At 70.9% G+C, this 23,154-nt stretch carries 16 protein-coding genes and 1 pseudogene; 16 read left to right on the forward strand and 1 reads right to left on the reverse strand.

The features are described from left to right. The first annotated feature begins 75 nt into the window (after window positions 1–75). The 15 genes and pseudogenes from IE287_RS25625 to IE287_RS25695 all read left to right on the forward strand — a co-directional run bounded on the left by IE287_RS25625 (window position 76) and on the right by IE287_RS25695 (window position 20,559). Window positions 76–1,104, forward strand: coding sequence for a glycoside hydrolase family 18 protein (locus IE287_RS25625; protein ID WP_229883735.1), 1,029 nt, complete (start codon window positions 76–78; stop codon window positions 1,102–1,104). 285 nt (window positions 1,105–1,389) lie between these two features. Continuing rightward, complete coding sequence (locus tag IE287_RS25630; protein ID WP_229883736.1) at window positions 1,390–2,145, forward strand: transglutaminase-like domain-containing protein; 756 nt, start codon at window positions 1,390–1,392, stop codon at window positions 2,143–2,145. A gap of 156 nt (window positions 2,146–2,301) precedes the next feature. Then, window positions 2,302–4,728 (forward strand): ABC transporter family substrate-binding protein, encoded by a 2,427-nt coding sequence (locus tag IE287_RS25635; RefSeq protein ID WP_189851541.1) that lies wholly within the window; start codon window positions 2,302–2,304, stop codon window positions 4,726–4,728. Between the two features lie 275 nt (window positions 4,729–5,003). Next, window positions 5,004–6,905, forward strand: a complete 1,902-nt coding sequence (typA, locus tag IE287_RS25640) for a translational GTPase TypA (RefSeq protein ID WP_189851542.1) — start codon at window positions 5,004–5,006, stop codon at window positions 6,903–6,905. Between the two features lie 502 nt (window positions 6,906–7,407). Then, window positions 7,408–9,048, forward strand: coding sequence for a peptide ABC transporter substrate-binding protein (locus IE287_RS25645; RefSeq protein WP_189851543.1), 1,641 nt, complete (start codon window positions 7,408–7,410; stop codon window positions 9,046–9,048). 174 nt (window positions 9,049–9,222) lie between these two features. Beyond that, window positions 9,223–10,155 (forward strand): ABC transporter permease, encoded by a 933-nt coding sequence (locus IE287_RS25650; protein WP_189851601.1) that lies wholly within the window; start codon window positions 9,223–9,225, stop codon window positions 10,153–10,155. Then, window positions 10,148–11,101 carry an ABC transporter permease gene (locus IE287_RS25655; protein WP_189851544.1) on the forward strand — a complete coding sequence of 318 codons (954 nt, stop codon included), beginning with the start codon at window positions 10,148–10,150 and terminating at the stop codon, window positions 11,099–11,101. Before IE287_RS25650 ends, IE287_RS25655 begins: the two co-directional genes overlap by 8 nt. Before the next feature lie 14 nt (window positions 11,102–11,115). Further along, on the forward strand, window positions 11,116–12,174 hold the full coding sequence (locus tag IE287_RS25660) for an ABC transporter ATP-binding protein (RefSeq protein ID WP_189851545.1): 1,059 nt from the start codon (window positions 11,116–11,118) through the stop codon (window positions 12,172–12,174). Continuing rightward, complete coding sequence (locus IE287_RS25665; protein WP_189851546.1) at window positions 12,167–13,255, forward strand: ABC transporter ATP-binding protein; 1,089 nt, start codon at window positions 12,167–12,169, stop codon at window positions 13,253–13,255. Before IE287_RS25660 ends, IE287_RS25665 begins: the two co-directional genes overlap by 8 nt. A 177-nt stretch (window positions 13,256–13,432) precedes the next feature. Beyond that, window positions 13,433–15,061 carry a peptide ABC transporter substrate-binding protein gene (locus tag IE287_RS25670; RefSeq protein ID WP_189851547.1) on the forward strand — a complete coding sequence of 543 codons (1,629 nt, stop codon included), beginning with the start codon at window positions 13,433–13,435 and terminating at the stop codon, window positions 15,059–15,061. Window positions 15,062–15,204: 143 nt separating this feature from the next. Beyond that, window positions 15,205–16,128 carry an ABC transporter permease gene (locus tag IE287_RS25675; RefSeq protein ID WP_189851548.1) on the forward strand — a complete coding sequence of 308 codons (924 nt, stop codon included), beginning with the start codon at window positions 15,205–15,207 and terminating at the stop codon, window positions 16,126–16,128. Next, window positions 16,121–17,107, forward strand: coding sequence for an ABC transporter permease (locus IE287_RS25680; RefSeq protein ID WP_189851549.1), 987 nt, complete (start codon window positions 16,121–16,123; stop codon window positions 17,105–17,107). The genes IE287_RS25675 and IE287_RS25680 overlap by 8 nt, the downstream gene beginning before the upstream one ends. A 6-nt stretch (window positions 17,108–17,113) precedes the next feature. Further along, the gene (locus IE287_RS25685) at window positions 17,114–18,097 is read left to right on the forward strand and encodes an ABC transporter ATP-binding protein (RefSeq protein ID WP_189851550.1); all 984 of its coding nucleotides are present in this window, start codon (window positions 17,114–17,116) and stop codon (window positions 18,095–18,097) included. Next, window positions 18,090–19,154 (forward strand): annotated as a pseudogene (locus IE287_RS25690) (ABC transporter ATP-binding protein); the annotation flags it as partial. The gene IE287_RS25685 and the pseudogene IE287_RS25690, both read left to right, overlap by 8 nt. A 466-nt stretch (window positions 19,155–19,620) precedes the next feature. Next, complete coding sequence (locus tag IE287_RS25695; protein ID WP_229883738.1) at window positions 19,621–20,559, forward strand: hypothetical protein; 939 nt, start codon at window positions 19,621–19,623, stop codon at window positions 20,557–20,559. Here the strand turns inward: IE287_RS25695 and IE287_RS25700 are convergent. Then, window positions 20,505–22,721, reverse strand: coding sequence for a S9 family peptidase (locus tag IE287_RS25700; protein WP_189851551.1), 2,217 nt, complete (start codon window positions 22,719–22,721; stop codon window positions 20,505–20,507). The genes IE287_RS25695 and IE287_RS25700 overlap by 55 nt on opposite strands. Window positions 22,722–22,946: 225 nt before the next feature. Here IE287_RS25700 and IE287_RS25705 point away from each other — a divergent pair, with 225 nt between their 5' ends. Continuing rightward, window positions 22,947–23,141, forward strand: a complete 195-nt coding sequence (locus IE287_RS25705; RefSeq protein ID WP_189851552.1) for a hypothetical protein — start codon at window positions 22,947–22,949, stop codon at window positions 23,139–23,141. Window positions 23,142–23,154 lie beyond the last annotated feature (13 nt).

Raw genomic sequence — 23,154 nt, forward strand, 5'->3', positions numbered from 1 at the left:
TCCGGATGTCCCCGTCGGTGCACATCTCCACAGGGGGCTCCGGCGGGCGGAGGCCCGCGGCTCTCGGGGGTTCGGATGGACGGTCGGCTGAAACGGGTGTGGCGCAAGGGGCGCTGGTGGGTGCTGGGGCTGGTGCTGCTCCTCGTCGTGCCGCCGCTCTTCGGCGCGCTCGCCCTGCGCGTCAGCTACGCGGGCGACCTCCGCGACGACGCCCGCACCCGGGGGAAGGACGCGTACTGGATCGGGCACGCGTGGGTGGACGGCAGGAAGAAGGACGCCGACCTCCAGGCCCTCGCCGAGCGCCTGAAGGGCACCGGGATCAGGGACCTGTACGTGCACGCCGGCCCGCTCGAACACGACGGCACCCTGCCCGCGGACCGGCACCCCCGCGCACGGTGGCTGACCGACGGCGTCCACCGGGTCCTGCCCGGCGTGCGCGTCCAGGCGTGGCTCGGCGACGTCCTCGCCGACGAGGGACCGAACGGGCTGTGGCTCTCCGACGCCGCCTCCCGCACGGCCGTCGTCGCCTCCGCCCGCCAGGTCCTCGGCGCGGGATTCGACGGCGTCCACTTCGACCTGGAGCCGCTCCAGTCCGGCGACGCCGACTACCTGACGCTCCTCGACGACCTGCGGCGCACGACGAAGGCCCGCGAGGCGGTGCTCTCCGTCGCCGCCCACCAGATCGACCCGGTGCCGGGCGCCCACTCGGCGCTCGGCCTCTTCGGGGACAACGGCAAGTGGTGGTCGCAGGAGTACTTCGGCGAGGTCGCCCGGCGGGTCGACCAGATCGCGGTGATGTCGTACGACACCTGGATGCCGCTGGAGTCCCTGTACGGCGGCTACGTCGCCCAGCAGACCGCGCTCGCCCTGGAGGCGACCCCGGTCTCCACCGACCTGCTCATGGGGCTGCCCTTCTTCCACGAGGACGACCTGGGCCACCACGAGGACGCCGAGACCGTCGCCGCCGGCGTCCGGGGCGTCCGCCTCGGCCTCGGCCGCACCGATCCGGGCCGCGAGCGGTTCGGCGTGGCGCTGTACGTGGACTTCGCGGAGGAGCCGGCCGACTGGACCGCCTACCGCACCGGCTGGCTCCCCCACCCCTGACCGCACCCACCGCGCCGCGCCTCCGCGCCCGCCGTTTCGCCGCGGCCGCGCGTGCCGCGCCCGCCGCTCCGTTGCGGACACGCGTCCCGCCGGGGCGTGGGGGGGACCCCCATCGCCCTGCGGGACGCCCGCCCACAGGTACGGCGGGGCCTGCCCACAGCGGTGGCGGGCGCCCGCCCGCAGGGACGGCGGGGGCCCGCCCGCAGGGGTCGGTGGGGGCCCCGGCCGCGGGGGGAGGAGGATGGGGCGGGGGCGTCGTGGGCACGTCCCGGGGGGAGCGCCGTCGTGACCAGTCGCCTGTTGATGCCCGTACGGAGCCGCGGGACCGCACCCGCCGGCGTACCGGAGCCCGCCGCCGACCCGACGCCCGGGTCGACCCGGGCGACCGCGATCCTCGACCACGGGCACCCGCTCGTCGCCGCCCTCGCCGCGCGCGCCGCGAGGGGCGGGCGGACCGACCGGGACCGGCTGCGGGCGGCGCACCGGCTGATCGTCGCCGGGGTGCGGCCCGTCTACTCGGTGGAGGACCGCCGCCGGGCCTCCCGCACCCTGCGGCTCGGCCGCGGTTCGTGCAGTCAGCGGATGGCGGTCCTGGAGGCCGTGGCCCGGTCCCTCGGCATCCCCACGCGCGTGCGGGGGCTGCTCGTCGACGGGTCCTTCTGGTACCCCCGCTTCCCGCGCCTGCGGCCCTTCGTCCCGGCCGAAGTGCTGCTCGCCTGGCCGGAGTTCCGCCTCGACGGCGGCTGGGTCCCGATCGCCGGCCTCTTCGACCACGCGGGCCCCTCGCGGGAGGGCGGCTTCGCCAACACCGGGGCGGAGACGCTCTTCGAGGCGGTGGCCCGCACCGGCGTCGACTGGGACGCCCCGGCGGCCTGCGACGGCACCTCCGGCGCCTGCGACCTCTCCGCCCACCTCCGTACCGATCTGGGCCGCTTCACCTCGCGCGACGAGCTCTTCGGCCGGTACGGGCAGACCCTGTGCCGGCCCGCCCGCACCCTGGCCGAGCCGGTCCTCGGCCGCTGGAGCGCGGGGGCCGCCTGAGCCCCGCCGCGGCGGCCCTTGGGCCGCACGAGTGGGGTTTGCCGGGGCCGCCGCCGTGTCGGCGGGGCCGCGTCCGGAGGGTGCCGTTCAGTGGGACGAGTCAGAGAAATCTGATCATCTCCAAATGGCACGAAACCGGATGAAGGGGTAAAAGTCATGTCCCAGGTCGGCGCCCCCCGGGGGAGGACATGGGCCGGTCCGTCCGGGAGCCCCCGCTCCCGGACACTCCGCTCCGTCGCCACCCTCACCAGCGTGGTCCTCGCCGTCACCGTCCTCGCCGGATGCAGCTCCGACGAGGACGCCGCCGCCGGTCCGGCCGCCGCCCAGGACAACGCGCCCACCGCGCGCGGCATGGTCGACGACGGCGGCACGCTGCGCTGGGCGGTGGACGCCCTGCCGTCCACCCTCAACACCTTCCAGGCCGACGCGGACGCCGCCACCGGCCGCGTCGCGGGCGCCGTCCTGCCCGCCCTGTACACCCTGGACGAGCGCGGCCGGCCGCGCCTCAACCCCGACTACCTGGAGACCGCCGAGGTCGTCGCGACCGAGCCCCGCCAGGTCGTCCTCTACAAGCTCAACCAGCAGGCCGTGTGGAGCGACGGGCGCGAGATCGGCGCCGCCGACTTCGTCGCCCAGTGGCGGGCCCTCAGCGGCCGCGACACCGCCTACTGGACGGCCAGGAACGCCGGCTACGAGCGGATCGAGAAGATCGAGAAGGGCAAGAACGACCTGGAGGTGCGGGTCACCTTCGCCAAGCCCTACGCCGACTGGCGCTCCCTCTTCACCCCCCTCTACCCGAAGCAGGTGATGGGCTCCCCGAACTCCTTCAACGACGGGGCGCGCACCACCCTCAAGGTCACCGCAGGACCGTTCCTGCTGGGCAAGGTGGACGCGAAGGGCGGCGATCTCACCCTCACCCGCAACCCCCGCTGGTGGGGGAAGCCCGCCAAGCTCGACAGCCTCGTCCTGCGGGCCGTCCCCCGCGCCGACCGCGAGGCCGCCCTGGCCGCCGGCAAGCTCGACCTGGCCGAGGTCGACCGCTCCACCGCCGAGCGGATCGCGCTCGCCCTCAAGGACGCCCGGGCCGGCCGCAGCGGCGCCGAGGCCGCCCGGCTGCACGGCCCCGGCGCCGGGATCACCCCCGGCAAGGCCCTCGGCTCCTGGGCGCTCGCCCACGGCGAGGACGGGAAGCTCGCCGAGGAGGTCCGCGCCGCCCGCGCCGAGAACAAGGCCGCCGTGGCCCGCTACGCCCAGGCCCAGACCACCCTCGCCGGCTATGTCGTCCGCAAGTCCCTGGAGCCCGCCTACACCCAGCTCTCCCTCAACGGCGAGTCCGGACCGCTCGCCGACGAGCGGGTCCGGCGCGCGGTCGCCCGCGCCATCGACCGCAGGGAACTGGCCGAATCCGTGCTCAAGCCGCTCGGCCTCCCGGCCCACCCGCCCGGCAGCCACCTCGCGCTCGCCGGCCAGGCCGCCTACGCCGACAGCAGCGACGCCCTCGGCGGCCAGGACACCAAGGAGGCCCGGGCCCTCCTCGCCGACGCCGGCTGGGTCCCCGGCGGCGCCCGGCAGAAGCCGGCCGGCACCAAGGCGGGCTCCGAGGCCGAGAAGGCGGGCTCCGGGGCCGGGAAGACCGGCGAGAAGGCCGAGAAGCCCGGGGAGAACGCAGAGAAGGCCTCCGGCAAGGCCGGGGACGCGGCGAAGAAGGAGGACGCGGCGAAGAAGGCCGACACCGCCTCCGACGAAGGCCTCTACATCGTCGGCGACGACAAGCCCGGCGAGGCCCCCGCCGCCGCCCGGATCGGCCCCGGCGGACCCGAGAGCGGCACCCGGGTGCTGGCCCCGGCCCCCGCCGCCGCCCGGGAGAGCGCCGCCCTCCTGGCCCGCGCCGAGGCCCTCGACACCGGCGCCCGCGCCGCCGCCCGGCCCGGCAACGCCAAGCCGGACAAGGGCGTCGCCGGCGCCTACGCCCCCCTGGGCAGCGCCGCCCCGGCCGTCGCACCCGCCGTCTCCGAGGCCCTCGGCAAGGACGGCAAGGCCCTCAGCCTCCGCTTCGTCCTGCCCTCCGGGCCCGGCTCGGAGACGCTGCGGGCGGTCGGCGACCGGATCGTGCGGATGCTCGACGCGGTCGGGATCCGCACCGAGGTCACCAAGGTCTCCGACGAGAGCTTCTTCAAGGACCACATCGCCTCCGGCGACTACGACCTGGCCCTCTACTCCTGGCCGGCCTCCGCCTTCCCGGCGACCGACGCCCGGCCGATCTTCGCCAAGCCCGAGCCCGCCTCGGACGGCTCCCTGCTGGTCGAGCAGAACTACTCACGGGTGGGCACGGACCGCATCGACCAGCTCTTCGACCAGGCGGCCGGCACCCTCGACGAGGAGGAGGCGGGCGAGCTGATCCGCCAGGCCGACGCCCGCATCTGGGCCGCGGCCGGATCCATCCCCCTGTACCAGCGCCCCCAGCTGGTGGCGGCCCGCCAGGACGTGGTGAACGCCGGGGCCTGGGGCTTCGCCGCCCCCCAGTACCAGGACATCGGTTTCAAGAAGAGCGAAACGACCAAGGGTAGCCCGTCGAACCGCTGAAATCACAGGTCACAACCTCAGAAGCAGCTCAAGTTCCTTGCCCGCCGGTGATCCCGGCGGGCAGGATCGCGTCGGCCCCTTGACCCGGCCCGCATGACCTTCCCCACACCCTGAGACCCACCCTGAAACGTCCCAGTAGACCCTCTCGGATCGATCCGGGGAAGCCCCTTGCACGGCAGCCCCGTACCATAGGACATAGCCGTGGCGCGTCCGCCCGGCGGGCGTAAGAGGAACTGACGCCGATTCCCACGATCCGAGAGAAGCGCAAGCCACCCATGCCCACGCGCCACGACATCCGTAACGTCGCCATCGTCGCCCACGTCGACCACGGCAAGACGACCATCGTCGACGCCATGCTCAAGCAGGCCGGTGCCTTCGCCGCCCACCAGCAGCTCGACGACCGCATGATGGACTCGAACGACCTGGAACGTGAGAAGGGCATCACGATCCTCGCCAAGAACACGGCGGTGAAGTACCACCCCAAGGACGGCGGGGCCCCGATCACGATCAACATCATCGACACCCCCGGCCACGCCGACTTCGGTGGCGAGGTCGAGCGCGGTCTGTCGATGGTCGACGCGGTCGTCCTCCTGGTGGACGCCTCCGAGGGTCCGCTCCCGCAGACCCGCTTCGTGCTCCGCAAGGCCCTCCAGCAGCGCAAGCCGGTCATCCTCTGCATCAACAAGACGGACCGCCCGGACTCCCGGATCGACGAGGTCGTCAACGAGACCTACGACCTCTTCCTCGACCTGGACGCCGACGAGGACCAGATCGAGTTCCCGATCGTCTACGCCTGCGGCCGCGACGGCATCGCCTCGCTGACCAAGCCGGAGGACGGCACGGTCCCGCAGGACTCGGAGAACCTGGAGCCGTTCTTCTCCACGATCCTGGAGCACGTCCCGGCCCCGGTGTACGACGAGGAGGCCCCCCTCCAGGCCCACGTCACCAACCTGGACGCCGACAACTTCCTCGGCCGCATCGCGCTGCTCCGCGTCGAGCAGGGCGAGCTGCGCAAGGGCCAGACGGTCGCGTGGATCAAGCGGGACGGCACGATCTCCAACGTCCGCATCACCGAGCTGATGATGACCGAGGCGCTCACCCGCAAGCCCGCCGAGGTCGCCGGCCCCGGTGACATCTGCGCCGTCGCCGGCATCCCCGACATCATGATCGGCGAAACCCTGGCCGACCCGGAGAACCCGATCGCGCTCCCGCTGATCACGGTCGACCAGCCGGCCATCTCCATGACCATCGGCACCAACACCTCGCCGCTCGTCGGCCGTGGCGGCACCGGCAAGGGCGCGGAGGCCAAGTCCGCGGTCAAGGACCGCAAGGTCACCGCCCGCCAGGTGAAGGACCGCCTCGACCGCGAGCTCGTCGGCAACGTCTCGCTCCGCGTCCTGGAGACCGAGCGTCCGGACGCCTGGGAGGTCCAGGGCCGCGGTGAGCTCGCGCTCGCCATCCTGGTCGAGCAGATGCGCCGCGAGGGCTTCGAGCTCACCATCGGCAAGCCCCAGGTCGTCACCAAGGAGGTCGACGGCAAGGTCCACGAGCCCGTCGAGCGCCTCACGGTCGACGTGCCCGAGGAGCACATGGGCGCCGTCACCCAGCTCATGGGCGTCCGCAAGGGCCGCATGGACAACATGTCGAACCACGGCTCCGGCTGGGTCCGCATGGAGTTCGTCGTCCCGTCCCGCGGTCTGATCGGCTTCCGTACGGAGTTCCTCACCAACACCCGCGGCACCGGCATCGCCCACTCCATCCACGAGGGCCACGAGCCGTGGTTCGGCCAGCTCCAGACCCGTAACAACGGCTCTCTGGTCGCCGACCGCGCCGGTGCGGTCACCGCCTTCGCGATGACCAACCTCCAGGAGCGCGGCGTCCTGTTCACCGACCCCGGCACCGAGGTGTACGAGGGCATGATCGTCGGCGAGAACTCGCGCTCCGACGACATGGACGTGAACATCACCAAGGAGAAGAAGCTGACGAACATGCGGTCCTCGTCGGCCGACTCGTTCGAGGCGATCGTCCCGCCGCGCAAGCTCTCCCTGGAGCAGTCCCTGGAGTTCTGCCGCGACGACGAGTGCGTCGAGGTGACCCCGGAGGCCGTCCGCATCCGCAAGGTCGTCCTGGACCAGAAGGAGCGCAGCCGCTCCGCCTCGCGCGCCAAGAACGCCTGACGCGCCCGGAACGCCTGACGTCCGGCCGGTGACGGCCGGCGTCCGCCGAGGGGCGGCGGGCGTCCGCCGGCGACGGCCGCAGGCCGTCCAGAACGGCTGAGCCGCATCTCACACCGAGGGCCTGGCCACTCGCACAATGTGCGAGTGGCCAGGCCCTTTTCGTCAAACCCATTGCCCGGGCCGACCGTCCGGATTCCGGTCATCGCTCACCGGTACGTGTGTTAACGGTCCGTTTCGGGGGTGTCTGTCTGTGCTCAGTTTGTCCGGATTTCGGTATCCGGGGCCTTGGTGATGTTGTCAAAACGAGACCACTTAAGTGTGGTTTACGGGTCGGACGTACTTAATAGTTGGCTCCATTGAGCTCGGGTCAATGGGTCACGCACTGTGGGGAGTGCCGACTCACGAGCACACTCGGGGTACCGGGGGATCAACGCCGTCAGGGGTGTCGGCAGGTCTCGAAGTGCCCTTCTTGATGACAAGTGGACTCATGAGGAGGAAACCCATGCGCGGTGCCAAGAGCGCCAAGTGGGTAACGGGCGCGATCATCGTCGCCCTGGCTGCTACCGCCTGTGGCGGGGGCAACGGCGACAAGGGCGACAGCGCCGGTGGCAAGGTCGACCCGAACGGCATCTTCTCCGTCGAGCTGGGCGAGCCGGAGAAGCCCCTGCTCACCGGTGACACGATGGAGTCCAACGGCTCCGCCGTCATGGCCGGCCTGTTCTCGACCCTGGTCGACTACAAGGCCGACGGCTCGCTCGAGATGATCAACGCCGAGTCGGTCACCACCACCGACTCGAAGACGTGGACCGTCAAGCTCAAGAAGGGCTGGACCTTCCACGACGGCACCCCGGTCACCGCCAAGTCCTACGTGGACGCGTGGAACTGGAACGCCAACGTCGAGAACGCCCAGGGCCTCGCCTCCTGGTTCGCCGACATCAAGGGCTTCGAGAAGGTCCACCCGGAGGAGGAGGGCGCCAAGCCGACCTCCAAGACCCTCGACGGCCTGAAGGTCGTGGACGAGAGCACCCTCACGATCGAGCTCGCGAAGCCGGTTCCGTACTTCGCCCACAAGCTCGCCTACATCGTCTTCGCCCCGCTCCCGGAGTCCTTCTTCAAGGACCCCGAGGCCGGCGGCCAGAAGCCGGTCGGCAACGGTCCCTACAAGTTCAAGAACTGGGACCACAAGAAGCAGATCGAGATCGTCCGCTACGACGACTACAAGGGCCCGAACAAGGCGAAGAACGGTGGTGTGACGTTCAAGAACTACACCACCCTCGAGGCCGCGTACGAGGACCTGAAGTCGGGCAACGTCGACGTCCTGCGTCAGATCGCCCCGAAGGACCTCCCGCTGTACCGCACGGACCTCGGCGACCGCGCCGTGGACCAGGCGTACTCCGCGATCCAGACCATCGCCGTCGCCTTCTACGCCGACCAGTGGAAGAAGCCGAAGCAGGTCGACCCGCGCGTCATCCAGGGTCTGTCCATGGCGATCGACCGCGCGACCATCACCAAGACGGTCCTCAACGGCACCCGTGAGCCCGCCACCGGCTGGGTCGCCAAGGGCGTCCTCGGCTACCAGCCGGACGCGGTCGAGATCACCAAGTACGACCCGGCCAAGGCCAAGGAGCTCATCACCGCCGGTGGTGGCGTCCCGAACAACCAGATCTCCATCCAGTACAACGCCGACGGCGGCCACAAGGAGTGGGTGGAGGCGGTCTGCAACTCCATCACCCAGGCCACCTCCGTCAAGTGCGTCGGCGACGGCAAGCCGGACTTCCAGGCGGACCTGACGGCCCGCAAGGAGAAGCAGGTCAAGTCCCTGTACCGCTCCGGCTGGGTGCTCGACTACCCGGTGAACGCCAACTTCATCTCGGACCTGTTCCGCACGGGTGCGGGCGGCAACCAGGGCGACTTCTCCAACAAGGAGCTGGACGCCAAGATCGCCAAGGCCGACTCCGCGAAGACGCTCGAGGAGTCCGTCAAGGAGTACCAGGCGATCGAGAAGGACCTGGTCAACTACATGCCGTCCATCCCGCTCTGGTACTACAAGGTCAACGCGGGCTTCTCGGAGAACGTCTCCGGCGTCGCCTACGGCCAGGACGGCGACCCGATCCTGACCGGCGTCGAGGTCAAGCAGAAGTAATCACCCGAGCGTAGTCCGCATGCCGTCAACGGGACTGACGGATCGTCAGTCCCGTTGCGGTGCCTTACGCAGTGGCTGGGGGGCCCTTCCACGGCATCACGCTGTCCGCATACGGGCAGTCATGTCGCGGGAGGGCCCGTCCGGCTGCGGCCGTCTTATCTCAACGGAGGCATGATGGGGCGCTATGTCGCACGACGACTGCTCCAGATGATCCCGGTCTTCTTCGGGACAACCCTGCTGATCTTCCTCATGGTCTACAGCCTGCCCGGTGACCCCGTGGCCGGCCTGTTCGGCGACAAGGGCGCGAGCCCGGCGACCATCGAGGCGATCAAGCACAAGCTCGGGCTCGACCAGCCGCTGTGGAAGCAGTACTGGGACTACATGAGCGGCATCATCCTTCACTTCGACTTCGGGACGCAGATCCGCAACGATCGCCCCGTGACCGAGGTGCTGGGAGACGCGTTCCCGGTGACGCTCCAGCTGGCCACCCTGGCCTTCGCGTTCGAGCTCATCTTCGGTATCGGCCTCGGCATCATCGCGGGCCTCCGTGCGGGCCGCCTGGCCGACAACTCGATCCTGATCTTCACCCTGCTGATCATCTCGATCCCGGTCTTCGTGCTCGGCTACATCATCAAGATGGTGTTCGCGTTCAACCTGGGATGGATCCAGCCGAACGTCAGCAACGACCAGTTGTGGTCCGAGATGATCGCGCCCGCCGTCGTGCTCGGCGGTCTCTCACTCGCCTACGTGGCCCGGCTGACCCGCACCACCATGGCGGAGAACCTGCGCGCCGACTACATGCGCACGGCGATCGCCAAGGGCCTGCCGCGGCGCCGCGTCATCGGCGTCCACCTCATGCGCAACTCGATGATCCCGGTCGTCACCTTCCTCGGTACCGACATCGGCGCCCTCATGGGCGGCGCGATCGTCACCGAGCGCATCTTCAACGTGAAGGGCGTCGGTGGCCTGATCGCCGAGTCGATCACCCGGCGCGAGGGAACGACCCTGGTCGGCCTCGTCACCATCCTGGTGATCGTCTACCTCGTCACCAGCCTGCTCATCGACCTGCTGTACGCGGTCCTGGACCCGAGGATCCGGTATGCCTGACGTGACCAAGACCGCCACCGCCGTCGAAGACGCCGTCGCACCCCCCTCGGCGACGGAGCCGAAGGGCAGGCACAAGCCGGAGAAGGCCCGCTCCCTCTGGGGCGACGCCTGGGCGGACCTGCGCCGCAACCCGTACTTCCTCGTGTCGTCGGTGCTCATCGCCTTCCTGCTGCTCGTCTCCGCGTGGCCGAGCCTCTTCACCAGCGCCTCGCCCACCACGGGTGACCTCGTGAAGCACTTCCTCGGCAAGCCCGAGCTCGGCAACATCGGTTCCGAGGGCTGGTTCGGCTACGACCAGCAGGGCCGCTCCGTCTACGCCCGACTGATCTACGGCACCCGCGCCTCGATCATCGTCGGCGTCTGCGTCACCGCCATCGTCACCATCGTCGGCGGCCTGATGGGCATGATCGCCGGCTACTTCGGCGGCGCCTGGGACGCGATCCTCTCCCGGATCACCGACATCTTCTTCGGCATTCCCTTCCTGCTCGGCGCCATGGTCGTCCTGCAGGCGTTCACCGAGCGCACCGTCTGGGTCGTCGTCGGCGCCCTGGCCTTCCTCGGCTGGACCCAGATGGCCCGCGTCATGCGCGGTGCCGTGATCACGGTCAAGCAGGCCGACTACGTCCACGCGGCCAAGGCCCTCGGCGCCGGCACCACCCGGATCCTCTTCCGGCACATCCTGCCCAACGCCATGGCCCCGCTGATCGTCGTCGCCACCATCGCGCTCGGCGGCTACATCTCGGCCGAGGCGACCCTGTCCTACCTGGGCCTGGGCCTCGCCTCCCCGACCGTCTCGTGGGGTGTCGACATCTCCACCGCGGTCGACCAGATCCGCGTCGCTCCGCATGTCCTGCTCTGGCCGTCGATCATGCTGAGCCTCACCGTCCTGGCGTTCATCATGCTCGGCGAAGCCGTTCGCAACGCCCTCGACCCCAAGCTGCGCTGAGGAGGGCGTACAACGTGAGCACTCTGAACAAGACCGCGACCGTCCCGGCGCCCCGCGAGGGCGCCGGCCACACCGGCCCGCTGCTCGAAGTCAAGGACCTGCACGTCGAGTTCCACACCCGTGACGGTGTGGCCAAGGCGGTCAACGGCGTCAACTACTCGGTGAACGCCGGCGAGACCCTCGCCGTCCTCGGCGAGTCCGGCTCCGGCAAGTCCGTCACCGCCCAGGCCATCATGGGCATCCTCGACATGCCGCCCGGCAGGATCCCCAAGGGCGAGATCCTCTTCCGCGGCGAGGACATGCTCAAGATGTCCGACGAGGAGCGCCGGAAGATCCGCGGCCGCAAGATCGCGATGATCTTCCAGGACGCGCTCTCCTCGCTGAACCCGGTCCTCTCCGTCGGCTACCAGCTCGGCGAGATGTTCCGGGTCCACCAGGGCCTGTCCAAGAAGGACGCCACGCGCAAGGCCATCGAGCTGATGGACAAGGTCAAGATCCCCGCCGCCAAGGCGCGGGTCAGCGACTACCCCCACCAGTTCTCCGGCGGCATGCGCCAGCGCATCATGATCGCCATGGCGCTGGCCCTGGAGCCGGACCTGATCATCGCCGACGAGCCGACCACGGCCCTCGACGTGACGGTCCAGGCGCAGGTCATGGACCTCCTCGCGGAGCTCCAGCGCGAGTACAACATGGGCCTGATCCTGATCACCCACGACCTCGGCGTCGTCGCCGACGTCGCGGACAAGATCGCCGTCATGTACGCCGGCCGGATCGTCGAGCAGGCGCCCGTGCACGAGCTGTACGCCCGCCCGGCGCACCCCTACACCCGGGGTCTGCTGGACTCGATCCCGCGCCTGGACCAGAAGGGCCAGGAGCTCTACGCGATCAAGGGCCTGCCGCCGAACCTGCTCAAGGTCCCGACGGGCTGCGCCTTCAACCCGCGCTGCCCCAAGGCCACCGACCTCTGCCGTACGGAGATCCCGGCCCTGGTGCCGGTCACCGAGCAGGACGGCGCCGATCTGCCGGGCCGCAAGAGCGCCTGCCACTTCTGGAAGGAGACGATCCATGGCTGACTTCACGAACGACGAGGCCGCCGTGGCCGCCGCGCTGGACGTTCCCGTCCAGCGGGGGGAGCCGATCCTCCAGGTGCGCAACCTGCAGAAGCACTTCCCGCTGACGCAGGGCATCCTCTTCAAGAAGCAGGTCGGCGCGGTCAAGGCCGTGGACGGGGTCTCCTTCGACCTCTACCAGGGCGAGACCCTCGGCATCGTGGGCGAGTCCGGCTGCGGCAAGTCCACGGTCGCCAAGCTCCTGATGAACCTGGAGCGGGCCACCGCGGGCGAGGTCTTCTACAAGGGCCAGGACATCACCAAGCTGTCCGGCCGCGCGCTGAAGGCCGTCCGCCGCAACATCCAGATGGTGTTCCAGGACCCGTACACCTCGCTGAACCCGCGCATGACGGTCGGCGACATCATCGGCGAGACCTTCGACATCCACCCCGAGGTGGCCCCGAAGGGCGACCGGCGCCGCAAGGTGCAGGAGCTCCTCGACGTCGTCGGTCTGAACCCGGAGTACATCAACCGGTACCCGCACCAGTTCTCGGGCGGTCAGCGCCAGCGCATCGGCATCGCCCGCGGCCTCGCGCTCAACCCCGAGATCATCATCTGCGACGAGCCGGTCTCGGCCCTGGACGTCTCCGTCCAGGCGCAGGTCATCAACCTGATGGAGAAGCTCCAGGACGAGTTCAACCTGTCCTACATCTTCATCGCGCACGACCTGTCGATCGTCCGGCACATCTCGGACCGCGTCGGCGTCATGTACCTCGGCAAGCTCGCCGAGATCGGTACGGACTCCGAGATCTACGACCACCCGACGCACCCCTACACCCAGGCGCTGCTCTCCGCGGTGCCGGTGCCGGACCCGCAGGCGCGCGCCAACCGCGACCGGATCATCCTCACGGGCGACGTGCCCTCGCCGGCGAACCCGCCGTCGGGCTGCCGCTTCCGCACCCGGTGCTGGAAGGCCCAGGAGAAGTGCTCCACGGAGCAGCCGGTGCTCGCGATCCCGGAGCGCTTCCGCGGTCTGGACACCCTCGCGGCCCACGAGTCGGCGTGCCACTTCGCCGAGGAGCGGGACGTCGTCCACTCGGGCTGACCGGCCGTGACGGTCCGAAGGAACCAGGGCCCCTCGCACCCCCGCCGGGTGCGGGGGGCCCTTTCCGCGCTCCCGTGTCCGCCCGCGTACTCCCTCGGGTGCCGTAAAAGTGCACCCCCGTCAATATCGGGTGATATTGGGCCCTAAGTCACGCTTAGGACAATCGGGAGGCACTCCATGCGCGGAGCCACGCATGCCAAGTGGGCCGCACTGGCCACCGCCGTCGCCCTCGCGGCGACCGCCTGCGGCGGCGGTGACGACAGCGGCGGCGGCGGGGGGGCCGACGGCATCGTGAGCTCCTCCTGGGGAGACCCGCAGAACCCGCTGGAGCCGGCGAACACCAACGAGGTCCAGGGCGGCAAGGTCCTGTCGATGATCTTCCGCGGCCTCAAGGAGTACGACCCGAAGACCGGCGAGGCCAAGGACATGCTCGCCGAGAAGATCGAGACCACGGACTCGGTCAACTTCACCGTCACCGTCAAGGACGGCTGGACCTTCTCCAACGGCGAGAAGGTCACCGCCCAGTCCTTCGTCGACGCCTGGAACTACGGCGCCGCCCTGAAGAACAACCAGAAGAACGCCTACTTCTTCGGCTACATCGAGGGCTACGACAAGGTCCATCCCGAAGAGGGCGAGGCCACCGCCGACACCCTGTCCGGCCTCAAGGTCACCGGGCCGCAGACCTTCACGGTCAAGCTCACCCAGAAGTTCTCGACCTTCCCCGACACCCTCGGCTACGCCGCCTACGCCCCGCTCCCGAAGGCCTTCTTCGACGACCACGACGCCTGGCTGGCGAAGCCCGTCGGCAACGGCCCGTACACCATCGACTCGTACTCCAAGGGCTCCCAGATGCAGCTCAAGCGCTGGGACGACTACCCCGGCGACGACAAGGCCCGGAACGGCGGCATCACCCTCAAGGTCTACACGGACAACAACACCGCGTACACCGACCTGATCGCCGGCAACCTCGACCTCGTCGACGACGTCCCGGCCGCCCAGCTCAAGAACGTCTCCGCCGACCTCGGCGACCGCTACATCAACACCCCGGCCGGCATCATCCAGACCCTCTCCTTCCCGTTCTACGACCCCGCGTGGAACAAGCCCGGCCAGGAGAAGCTCCGCCAGGGCCTGTCGATGGCGATCGACCGGAACCAGATCACCGAGACGATCTTCCAGAAGACCCGCACCCCGGCCGTCGACTGGACCTCCCCGGTCCTCGGCGAGGAGGGCGGCTTCAAGGACGTCTGCGGCGACTTCTGCAAGTACGACGCCGCCGAGGCGAAGAAGCTCGTCGCCGAGGGCGGCGGCATCCCCGGCGGCACGATGAAGATCTCGTACAACGCCGACACCGGCTCCCACAAGGAGTGGGTGGACGCGGTCTGCAACTCCATCAACCGGGCGCTCGGCAACAACACGGCCTGCGTCGGCAACCCCATCGGCACCTTCGCCGACTTCCGCAACCAGGTCACCACCCAGAAGTTCGACGGACCGTTCCGGGCCGGCTGGCAGATGGACTACCCGCTGATCCAGAACTTCCTCCAGCCGCTGTACTACACCAACGCCTCCTCCAACGACGGCAAGTACAGCAGCGAGGAGTTCGACAAGCTGGTGGACCAGGCCAACGCCGAGTCCGACATCCCGAAGGCCGTCGGGCTCTTCCAGCAGGCGGAGGAGGTCCTCCGCGACGACATGGGCGCCATCCCGCTCTGGTACCAGAACGGCAGCGCCGGCTACTCCGAGCGGGTCGAGAACGTCACCCTGAACCCCTTCAGCGTCCCGGTCTACAACCAGATCACGGTCAAGTGACCGCCTAGGGCCTGTCTGACCGTTCCCGTCGGGTCCGGCCCGCCCGGCACGCACGCTCGCCGCACGGCCCGGCCCGCGGACCTCCCGCGCCGGGCCGTACGCCTTCCCCCGCTCTTTCCCGGAGCCAACCCCCGGAGCCTCCCATGGGTCGATACGTGATCCGGCGGCTGCTGCAGATGATCCCGGTCTTCTTCGGCGCCACGCTGTTGATCTTCCTGATGGTGAACGTGATGGGCGATCCCATCGCCGGACTGTGCGGCGACCGCGCCTGCGACCCGGCGACCGCCGCCCAGCTGAGGAAGGAGTTCGGCCTCGACAAGCCGGTCTGGCAGCAGTACCTGACCTACATGGGCAACGTCTTCACCGGAGACTTCGGCACCGCCTTCAACGGCCAGCCCGTCACCGAACTGATGGCCAGCGCCTTCCCGGTCACCATCCGGCTCACCATCGTCGCCATCCTCTTCGAGATCGTCATCGGCATCAGCCTCGGCGTCCTCACCGGCCTCAAGCGCGGCCGCCCCGTCGACACCACCGTCCTGCTGCTGACCCTGGTCGTCCTCTCCATCCCCACCTTCGTCACCGCCCTCCTCGCCCAGCTGCTGCTCGGCGTGAAGTGGGGCTGGATCGAGCCGGCCGTCTCGCCCGAGGCCAACTTCGACGAGCTGATCGTCCCCGGCCTCGTCCTCGCCTCGGTCTCCCTCGCCTACGTCACCCGGCTCACCCGCACCTCGATCGCCGAGAACAAGCGCGCCGACTACGTCCGCACCGCCGTCGCCAAGGGACTCCCGCGCCACCGTGTCATCAGCCGCCACCTGCTGCGCAACAGCCTCATCCCGGTGGTCACCTTCATCGGCGCCGACATCGGAGCGCTCATGGGCGGCGCCATCGTGACCGAACGGATCTTCAACATCCACGGGGTGGGATACCAGCTCTACCAGGGCATCGTCCGGCAGAACACCCAGACCGTGGTCGGCTTCGTGACGATCCTCGTCCTGATCTTCCTGCTGGCCAACCTCCTGGTGGACCTCCTGTACGCCGTCCTTGACCCGAGGATTCGCTATGCCTGAGCCGACCGAGCCGTTCGAAGAGGGCCGCGCCATCGCCGCGACCGGCGCCGGGGGAGCGACCGACCTCGCCATGGAGGAGGGCGAGAGCCTGGAGAAGACCCCGGGCGGCCCCCGGGGCACGGGACCCGAGAAGAAGCCCCGCTCCCTCTGGTCCGACGCCTGGCACGACCTGCGCCGCAACCCGGTCTTCATCGTCTCGGGACTGGTCATCCTCTTCCTGGTGGTCATCGCCATCTGGCCGTCCCTGATCGCCTCCGGCGACCCCCTCGACTGCGACCTCTCCAAGGCGCAGGAGGGCTCCCAGCCGGGCCACCCCTTCGGCTTCAACGGACAGGGCTGCGACGTCTACACCCGCACCGTCTACGGCGCCAGGGCCTCCATCCAGGTCGGCGTCTTCGCCACCCTCGGCGTGACGCTCCTCGGCTCCGTCCTCGGCGGCCTCGCCGGCTTCTTCGGCGGCGCCTGGGACGGCCTCCTCTCCCGCATCACCGACATCTTCTTCGCCATCCCCGTCATCCTCGGCGGACTCGTCCTCCTCTCCGTCGTCAGCAACAACACCGTCTGGCCCGTCATCGGCTTCATGGTGCTGCTCGGCTGGCCGCAGATCTCCCGCATCGCCCGCGGCTCGGTGATCACCGCCAAGCAGAACGACTACGTGCAGGCCGCCCGCGCGCTCGGCGCCTCCAACTCCCGGATGCTGCTCCGGCACATCACGCCCAACGCCGTCGCGCCGGTCATCGTCGTCGCCACCATCGCGCTGGGCACCTACATCGCCCTGGAGGCGACGCTCTCCTTCCTCGGCGTCGGCCTGAAGCCGCCCACCGTCTCCTGGGGCATCGACATCTCCTCGGCCTCGCCGTACGTCCGCAACGCCCCGCACATGCTGCTCTGGCCCTCCGGAGCCCTCGCGATCACCGTGCTCGCCTTCATCATGCTCGGCGACGCCGTCCGCGACGCCCTCGACCCGAAGCTGAGGTAGGGACCCATGCTGCTCGAAGTACGCGACCTGCACGTGGAGTTCCACACCCGCGAGGGGGTGGCGAAGGCGGTCAACGGGGTCAACTACTCGGTGGACGCGGGGGAGACCCTCGCCGTCCTCGGCGAGTCCGGCTCCGGCAAGTCCGTCACCGCCCAGGCCGTCATGGGCATCCTCGACATGCCGCCCGGCAGGATCCCCAAGGGCGAGATCCTCTTCCAGGGGCAGGACCTGCTCACGCTCAAGGAGGAGGAGCGCAGGAAGGTCCGCGGCGCCAAGATGGCGATGATCTTCCAGGACGCCCTGTCCTCCCTCAACCCCGTCCTCAGCGTCGGCGAACAGCTGGGCGAGATGTTCATCGTCCACAAGGGGATGAGCAAGAAGGACGCCCGCGCCCAGGCGGTCGAGCTGATGGACCGGGTCCGCATCCCCGCCGCCAAGGAGCGCGTCGGCCAGTACCCCCACCAGTTCTCCGGCGGCATGCGCCAGCGCATCATGATCGCCATGGCGCTGGCCCTGGAGCCCGAGCTGATCATCGCCGACGAGCCGACCACGGCCCTCGACGTGACGGTCCAGGCGCAGGTCATGGACCTCCTCGCGGAGCTCCAGCGCGAGTACAACATGGGCCTGATCCTGATCACCCACGACCTCGGCGTCGTCGCCGACGTCGCGGACAAGATCGCCGTCATGTACGCCGGCCGGATCGTCGAGCAGTCCCCCGTCCACGAGATCTACAAGGCGCCCGCCCACCCCTACACCCGCGGCCTCCTCGACTCGATCCCCCGCCTGGACCAGAAGGGCCAGGAGCTCTACGCCATCAAGGGCCTGCCGCCCAACCTGCTCGCCATCCCGCCCGGCTGCGCCTTCAACCCGCGCTGCCCGATGGCCCAGGACGTCTGCCGGACCGACGTGCCCCCGCTGTACCCGGTCACCGAGTCGCCCGTCCCGCGCACGAGCGCCTGCCACTTCTGGAAGGAGTGCCTCCATGGCTGAGGCGATTCTCGAGGTCCGGGACCTGCACAAGCACTACCCGCTCACCCAGGGCATCCTCTTCAAGAAGCAGGTCGGCGCGGTCAAGGCGGTCGACGGCGTCGACTTCGACCTCGCCGCCGGCGAGACCCTCGGCATCGTCGGCGAGTCCGGCTGCGGCAAGTCGACCGTCGCGAAGATGCTGGTCAACCTGGAGAAGCCGACCTCCGGCTCGATCAGGTACAAGGGCGAGGACCTCACCAAGCTCTCCCCGCGCGCCCTCAAGGCCGTCCGCCGCAACATCCAGATGGTCTTCCAGGACCCGTACACCTCGCTCAACCCCCGGATGACGGTCGGCGACATCATCGGCGAGCCGTACGAGATCCACCCCGAGGTCGCGCCCAAGGGGGACCGGCGCCGCAAGGTGCAGGACCTGCTCGACGTCGTCGGCCTCAACCCGGAGTACATCAACCGCTATCCGCACCAGTTCTCCGGCGGCCAGCGCCAGCGCATCGGCATCGCCCGCGGCCTCGCGCTCCAGCCCGAGATCATCGTCGCCGACGAACCCGTCTCCGCCCTCGACGTCTCCGTCCAGGCGCAGGTCGTCAACCTCCTCGACCGCCTCCAGTCCGAGTTCTCCCTCAGCTACGTCTTCATCGCGCACGACCTGTCGATCGTGCGGCACATCTCGGACCGTGTCGGCGTCATGTACCTCGGCCGGATCGTGGAGATCGGCACCGACGCCCAGATCTACGACCACCCCACCCACCCCTACACCCAGGCGCTGCTCTCCGCCGTGCCCGTGCCGGACCCCGAGGCCCGCGCCCACCGCGAGCGGATCATCCTCACCGGTGACGTGCCCTCCCCGGCCAACGTGCCCTCCGGCTGCCGCTTCCGCACCCGCTGCTGGAAGGCGCAGGAGCGGTGCGCGCTGGAGGTCCCGCTGCTCGCCGTCCCGGCCGTCTTCCGCCTCACCGACTCCCCGGCCAGGCACGACTCCGCCTGTCACTTCGCGGAGGAGAAGCGGGTCGTCCCGCCGGAGGACTCGCTGCCCCACCCGGTGCCGCTGGAGGAGGGCCCCGCCCCGGCGGAGGCGACCCGCGAGGCGGAGTCCGAGGCGGCCGCGGAGGCCGAGGCGGTGGCGGTGGCGGAGGCCGACGAGGCAGCGGTGAGGCGGGCCGACGCCGCGGCGGACGCGGAGGAGCGCGCCGGGGAGCAGACGGGGGAGCCGTCCGGGGAGCCGCCCGGGGAGCCGTCCGGGGAGCCGCCCGGGGAGCGTCCCGGGGAGGGGACCGGGGAGCGGACCGAGCGGCGTCCCGGGGAGCCGCCCGAGGAGCCCGGAGGGCCGAAGTCGCTTTAACGCCCCGGCAACCCCCGGGAAGCGGATCCGATATGCGACCGCCGGATCCTGGGGAACGTGCGCCGTGCGGGTGCCGTCGGCCGGCGGGGTCCTCCGGGACCCCGCCGGCCACTACTCCGTCACCTCCGCACCGGCCGTTCCCCGGAACCGCTTGTATCGGCCGCCCCTGACCGTGAGTATCGGCCGCGTGACTGTGACACGACCGGCACGTCTCACCGGGGCCGCGCTCGCCGCCGGACTCGCCCTCGTCCCCTTCGTCTGGATCCTGCGCGACCTCGCCGCCCTCGGCGCGCCCGCCGACCTGTTCCGGTACTGGGCCGGCGACCGCTTCCCCCTCGCCCGCGCCCGGTCGGCCACCACCCTGCTCGACCCGGTCCTCTGCCTCGCCGCCGCCGGCACCGCCCTCGCGGCCCTCCGCTCCCGGCACGCCGCCGCCGCGCTCGCCGCCACCGGCGCCGTCACCCTCGCCCTGCGCCTCCCCGGCCTCTGGAACCACGGCACGGGCCCCCTCGTCACCGCCCTCGCCGAACTCGCCCTCGCCACCGGGCTCCTCGTCACCGCCCTCGCGGGCCGCCGCCCGCCCGCCGGACCGGACGAGCCGACCCCCACCCGGCCGCGCCCCGGACCGGCCCTCGCCGCCGGCCTGCTGCTCGCCGTCGCCGCCTGCCTGCTGCTCGCCGCGGAGATCCGCACGGCCCTCGGCCTCGACGCCCGCCTCGCCGTCGACCGCTTCACCGGCGGCCGGTCCGTCCTCGACGCCACCCTCGGGGTGCCGCCCGGCTGGCTCGCCGCCGTCCTCGTCGCCCTCCACCTGACGGGCGCCGTCTCCGCCTTCACCGCCGCCCGGCACACCCGGGCCGTCGGCGTCCTCGCCGGCGGCTTCCTCCTCGCCGCCGGTCTCGCCGAGCTCGCCCGGCTCGCCCGCCTCCACCTCGTCCTCGACGTCCGGTACGTCACGGCCCCCGAAGCGGACGTCCCCGGCCTCGCCGCCGCCGGCTACGGGGCGCTCGCCGGGGCCGCCGTCCTCGCCCTCCTCGCAGGGCGCGGCGTCCCCGACGCCGCGCCCGCCCCTCAGGCCCCCGCGACGGTCCCGCCGCCGCCCTCCCCGCGCCCGCCCGGCTGGTGATCCGGGAAGCCGCCCAGCGACCGCTTCAGGAAGTCGACCTGGAGCAGCAGCAGGTTCTCCGCCACCTGCTCCTGCGGGGTCATGTGCGTCACCCCCGACAGCGGCAGCACCTCGTGCGGCCGGCCCGCCGCGAGCAGCGCCGACGAGAGCCGCAGCGCGTGCGCCACCACCACGTTGTCGTCCGCGAGGCCGTGCACGATCATCACCGGCCGGACCCGCTCCGCCGCCCCCGAGAGCCCGTCGTCGGTGAGGAGCGACTGCGCCGCGTACACCTCCGGATCCGCCTGGGGGGTGCCCAGGTACCGCTCGGTGTAGTGGGTGTCGTACAGCCGCCAGTCCGTCACCGGCGCCCCGACCACCGCCGCGTGGAAGACGTCCGGCCGGCGCAGCGCCGCGAGCCCCGCCAGATAGCCGCCGAACGACCAGCCCCGGATCGCCACCCGCCCCAGGTCGAGCGGGAACCGCTCCGCGAGCGCCCGCACCGCCGTGACCTGGTCCTCCAGCGTCACCGAGAAGTCCCGCAGCACCGCCTTCTCCCACGCCGGTGAGCGCCACGGCGTCCCCCGGCCGTCCGCCACGACGACCGCGAAGCCCTGCTCCGCGAACCACTGCGAGGTCAGGTGCGCGTTGTGCGCGGCCACCACCCGGGGCCCGTGCGGGCCGCCGTACGGGTCCATCAGCACCGGCAGCGGCCCCCGCCCCTCCTCGTACCAGGAGGGCAGCAGCACCGCGCAGGGGATCCGCCGCCCGCCCGCCTCGGTGAAGACCGGCCGGGCCCGCAGCGGCGGTTCGGCCGCGTGCGAGCCCACCACCGCCACCTGCTCCCCGTCGCGCAGCACCCGCGCCACCGCGCCCGGCGCGTCCGGGACGGCGGAGACCAGCACGGTCACCGCGCCGGAGCGCACCGCCCCGTGCCAGCCCGGGCCCCGCGAGACCCGCTCCGCGCCCCGCGCCGACACCCGGTACACATGGGTCTCGCCGGTCTCCGGGTCCGCCGCCGCCTCGCCCGCCGACGCCGACACCAGCACGTCGTCCCCGCCCGCGTCGAGCACCGCCCGCACGTGCAGCGAGGCGTCCGTCAGGGGCTCCCCGTCCACGCTCAGCGCCCGCGCGCCGCTCTCGTCGCCGATCCGCACCAGGCGCCCGTCCGGCGACCAGCAGGGGACCCCCGGCAGCAGCTCCAGCCAGGCCGGGTCCGCCTCCTCCCGCACGGTCGCCGTCGTGCCCGAGGCCTCGTCCACCGCGAGCACCCGCCCGCTGCGCTGGTCCCGCGCCTGCACCAGCAGCAGCGGGGCGCCCGCCGCCGACCAGTGCACGCGCGCGAGGTAGGGGAACCGCTCCCGGTCCCAGACCACTTCGGTGCGCGCCCCGTCGAGGCCGTACAGGAAGAGCCGCACCTCCGCGTCGGGCGTCCCCGCCGCCGGGTACCCGACGCGCTGCGGCTCGCGGTCCGGGTGCGCGGGGTCGGCGATGTACCAGCGGCGCACCGCGCGGTCGTCGACGCGGGCCACCAGGAGCCGGTCGGAGGCGGGCGACCACCAGAATCCGCGGTCCCGCCCCATCTCCTCCGAGGCGATGAATTCGGCCAATCCGTAGGTCAGGTGCGCGTCCTCCGGAACCGCGAGTTCCGTGTCGCCGGAACCATCTGTTCCGACCACCCGCAGGGCGCCCCCCGACCCATAGGCCACCCACCGCCCGTCCGGCGAGGGCCGCGGGTCGATCACCGGCCCCGGCACCGGCAGCTCCCGTGCCGTCCCGGTCCGCAGCCCGGCCGTGAAAAGCCGTCCGGACAGGGCGAACGCCGCCAGCTCCACCGCCGCGTCCACCGCGTAGCCGACGATTCCGGCCGATCCCTCCCGGCTGCGCTCGCGCCGGGCCCGCTCCTCCGCCGACAGCTCCTCCTCGGCCCCCGAGAGCAGCGCGGAAGGCTCCGCCACCCTCCGCTCCACCGGCGTCCCGCCGTCCGCCGGCAGGTCGAGCACCCACAGCGCGTGCGTCCGGTCCGTGCCCGATCCGGAGCGCACGAAGACGATCCGCTCCCCGTCCGGGGAGATCGAGAAACCGCGTGGCGCCCCGAGCCCGAAGCGCTGGGTCCTGGCGTGCAGACGCGGGAAGGAGGGCCCCACGGATGGGGCGGACGAGGACTGCTGAGGCTTGGTCATACGGCTGAAAGTAGCGTTGTACGCCCCCTCTGTGCGCCCGTACGCCGATCGATGCGAGGGCACGGATAGTTATGATCCGTAGCGCTTGGTGGATGCCTCTCCGTGGGTATGCACAGGTGGACGAGCGCCGGGCACATGCCCGACGGTTCGACCACCGGCACCATCCGTACGCGTCCCGCTCGACTCAGTGCTCGCATATCCGACCGAAGGTGGAGGTGAACCGCCGTGGCACTCTCGATCTCCGTGGTGGTGCTGCTGGCGATCGTCGTCTTCCTGCTGATCCGGAAATCCGGGCTCAAAGCCGGACACGCGGCGATCTGCGCGCTCCTGGGCTTCTACCTGGCCAGCTCCTCCCTCTCCGACTCGATCACCACCCTCACCACCAACGTGGCGAGCATGATCGCCGGCCTCAAGTTCTGACCCGGGCGGTCAC

It is taken from the genome of Streptomyces omiyaensis, from assembly GCF_014650895.1.
GTDB lineage: Bacteria > Actinomycetota > Actinomycetes > Streptomycetales > Streptomycetaceae > Streptomyces > Streptomyces omiyaensis.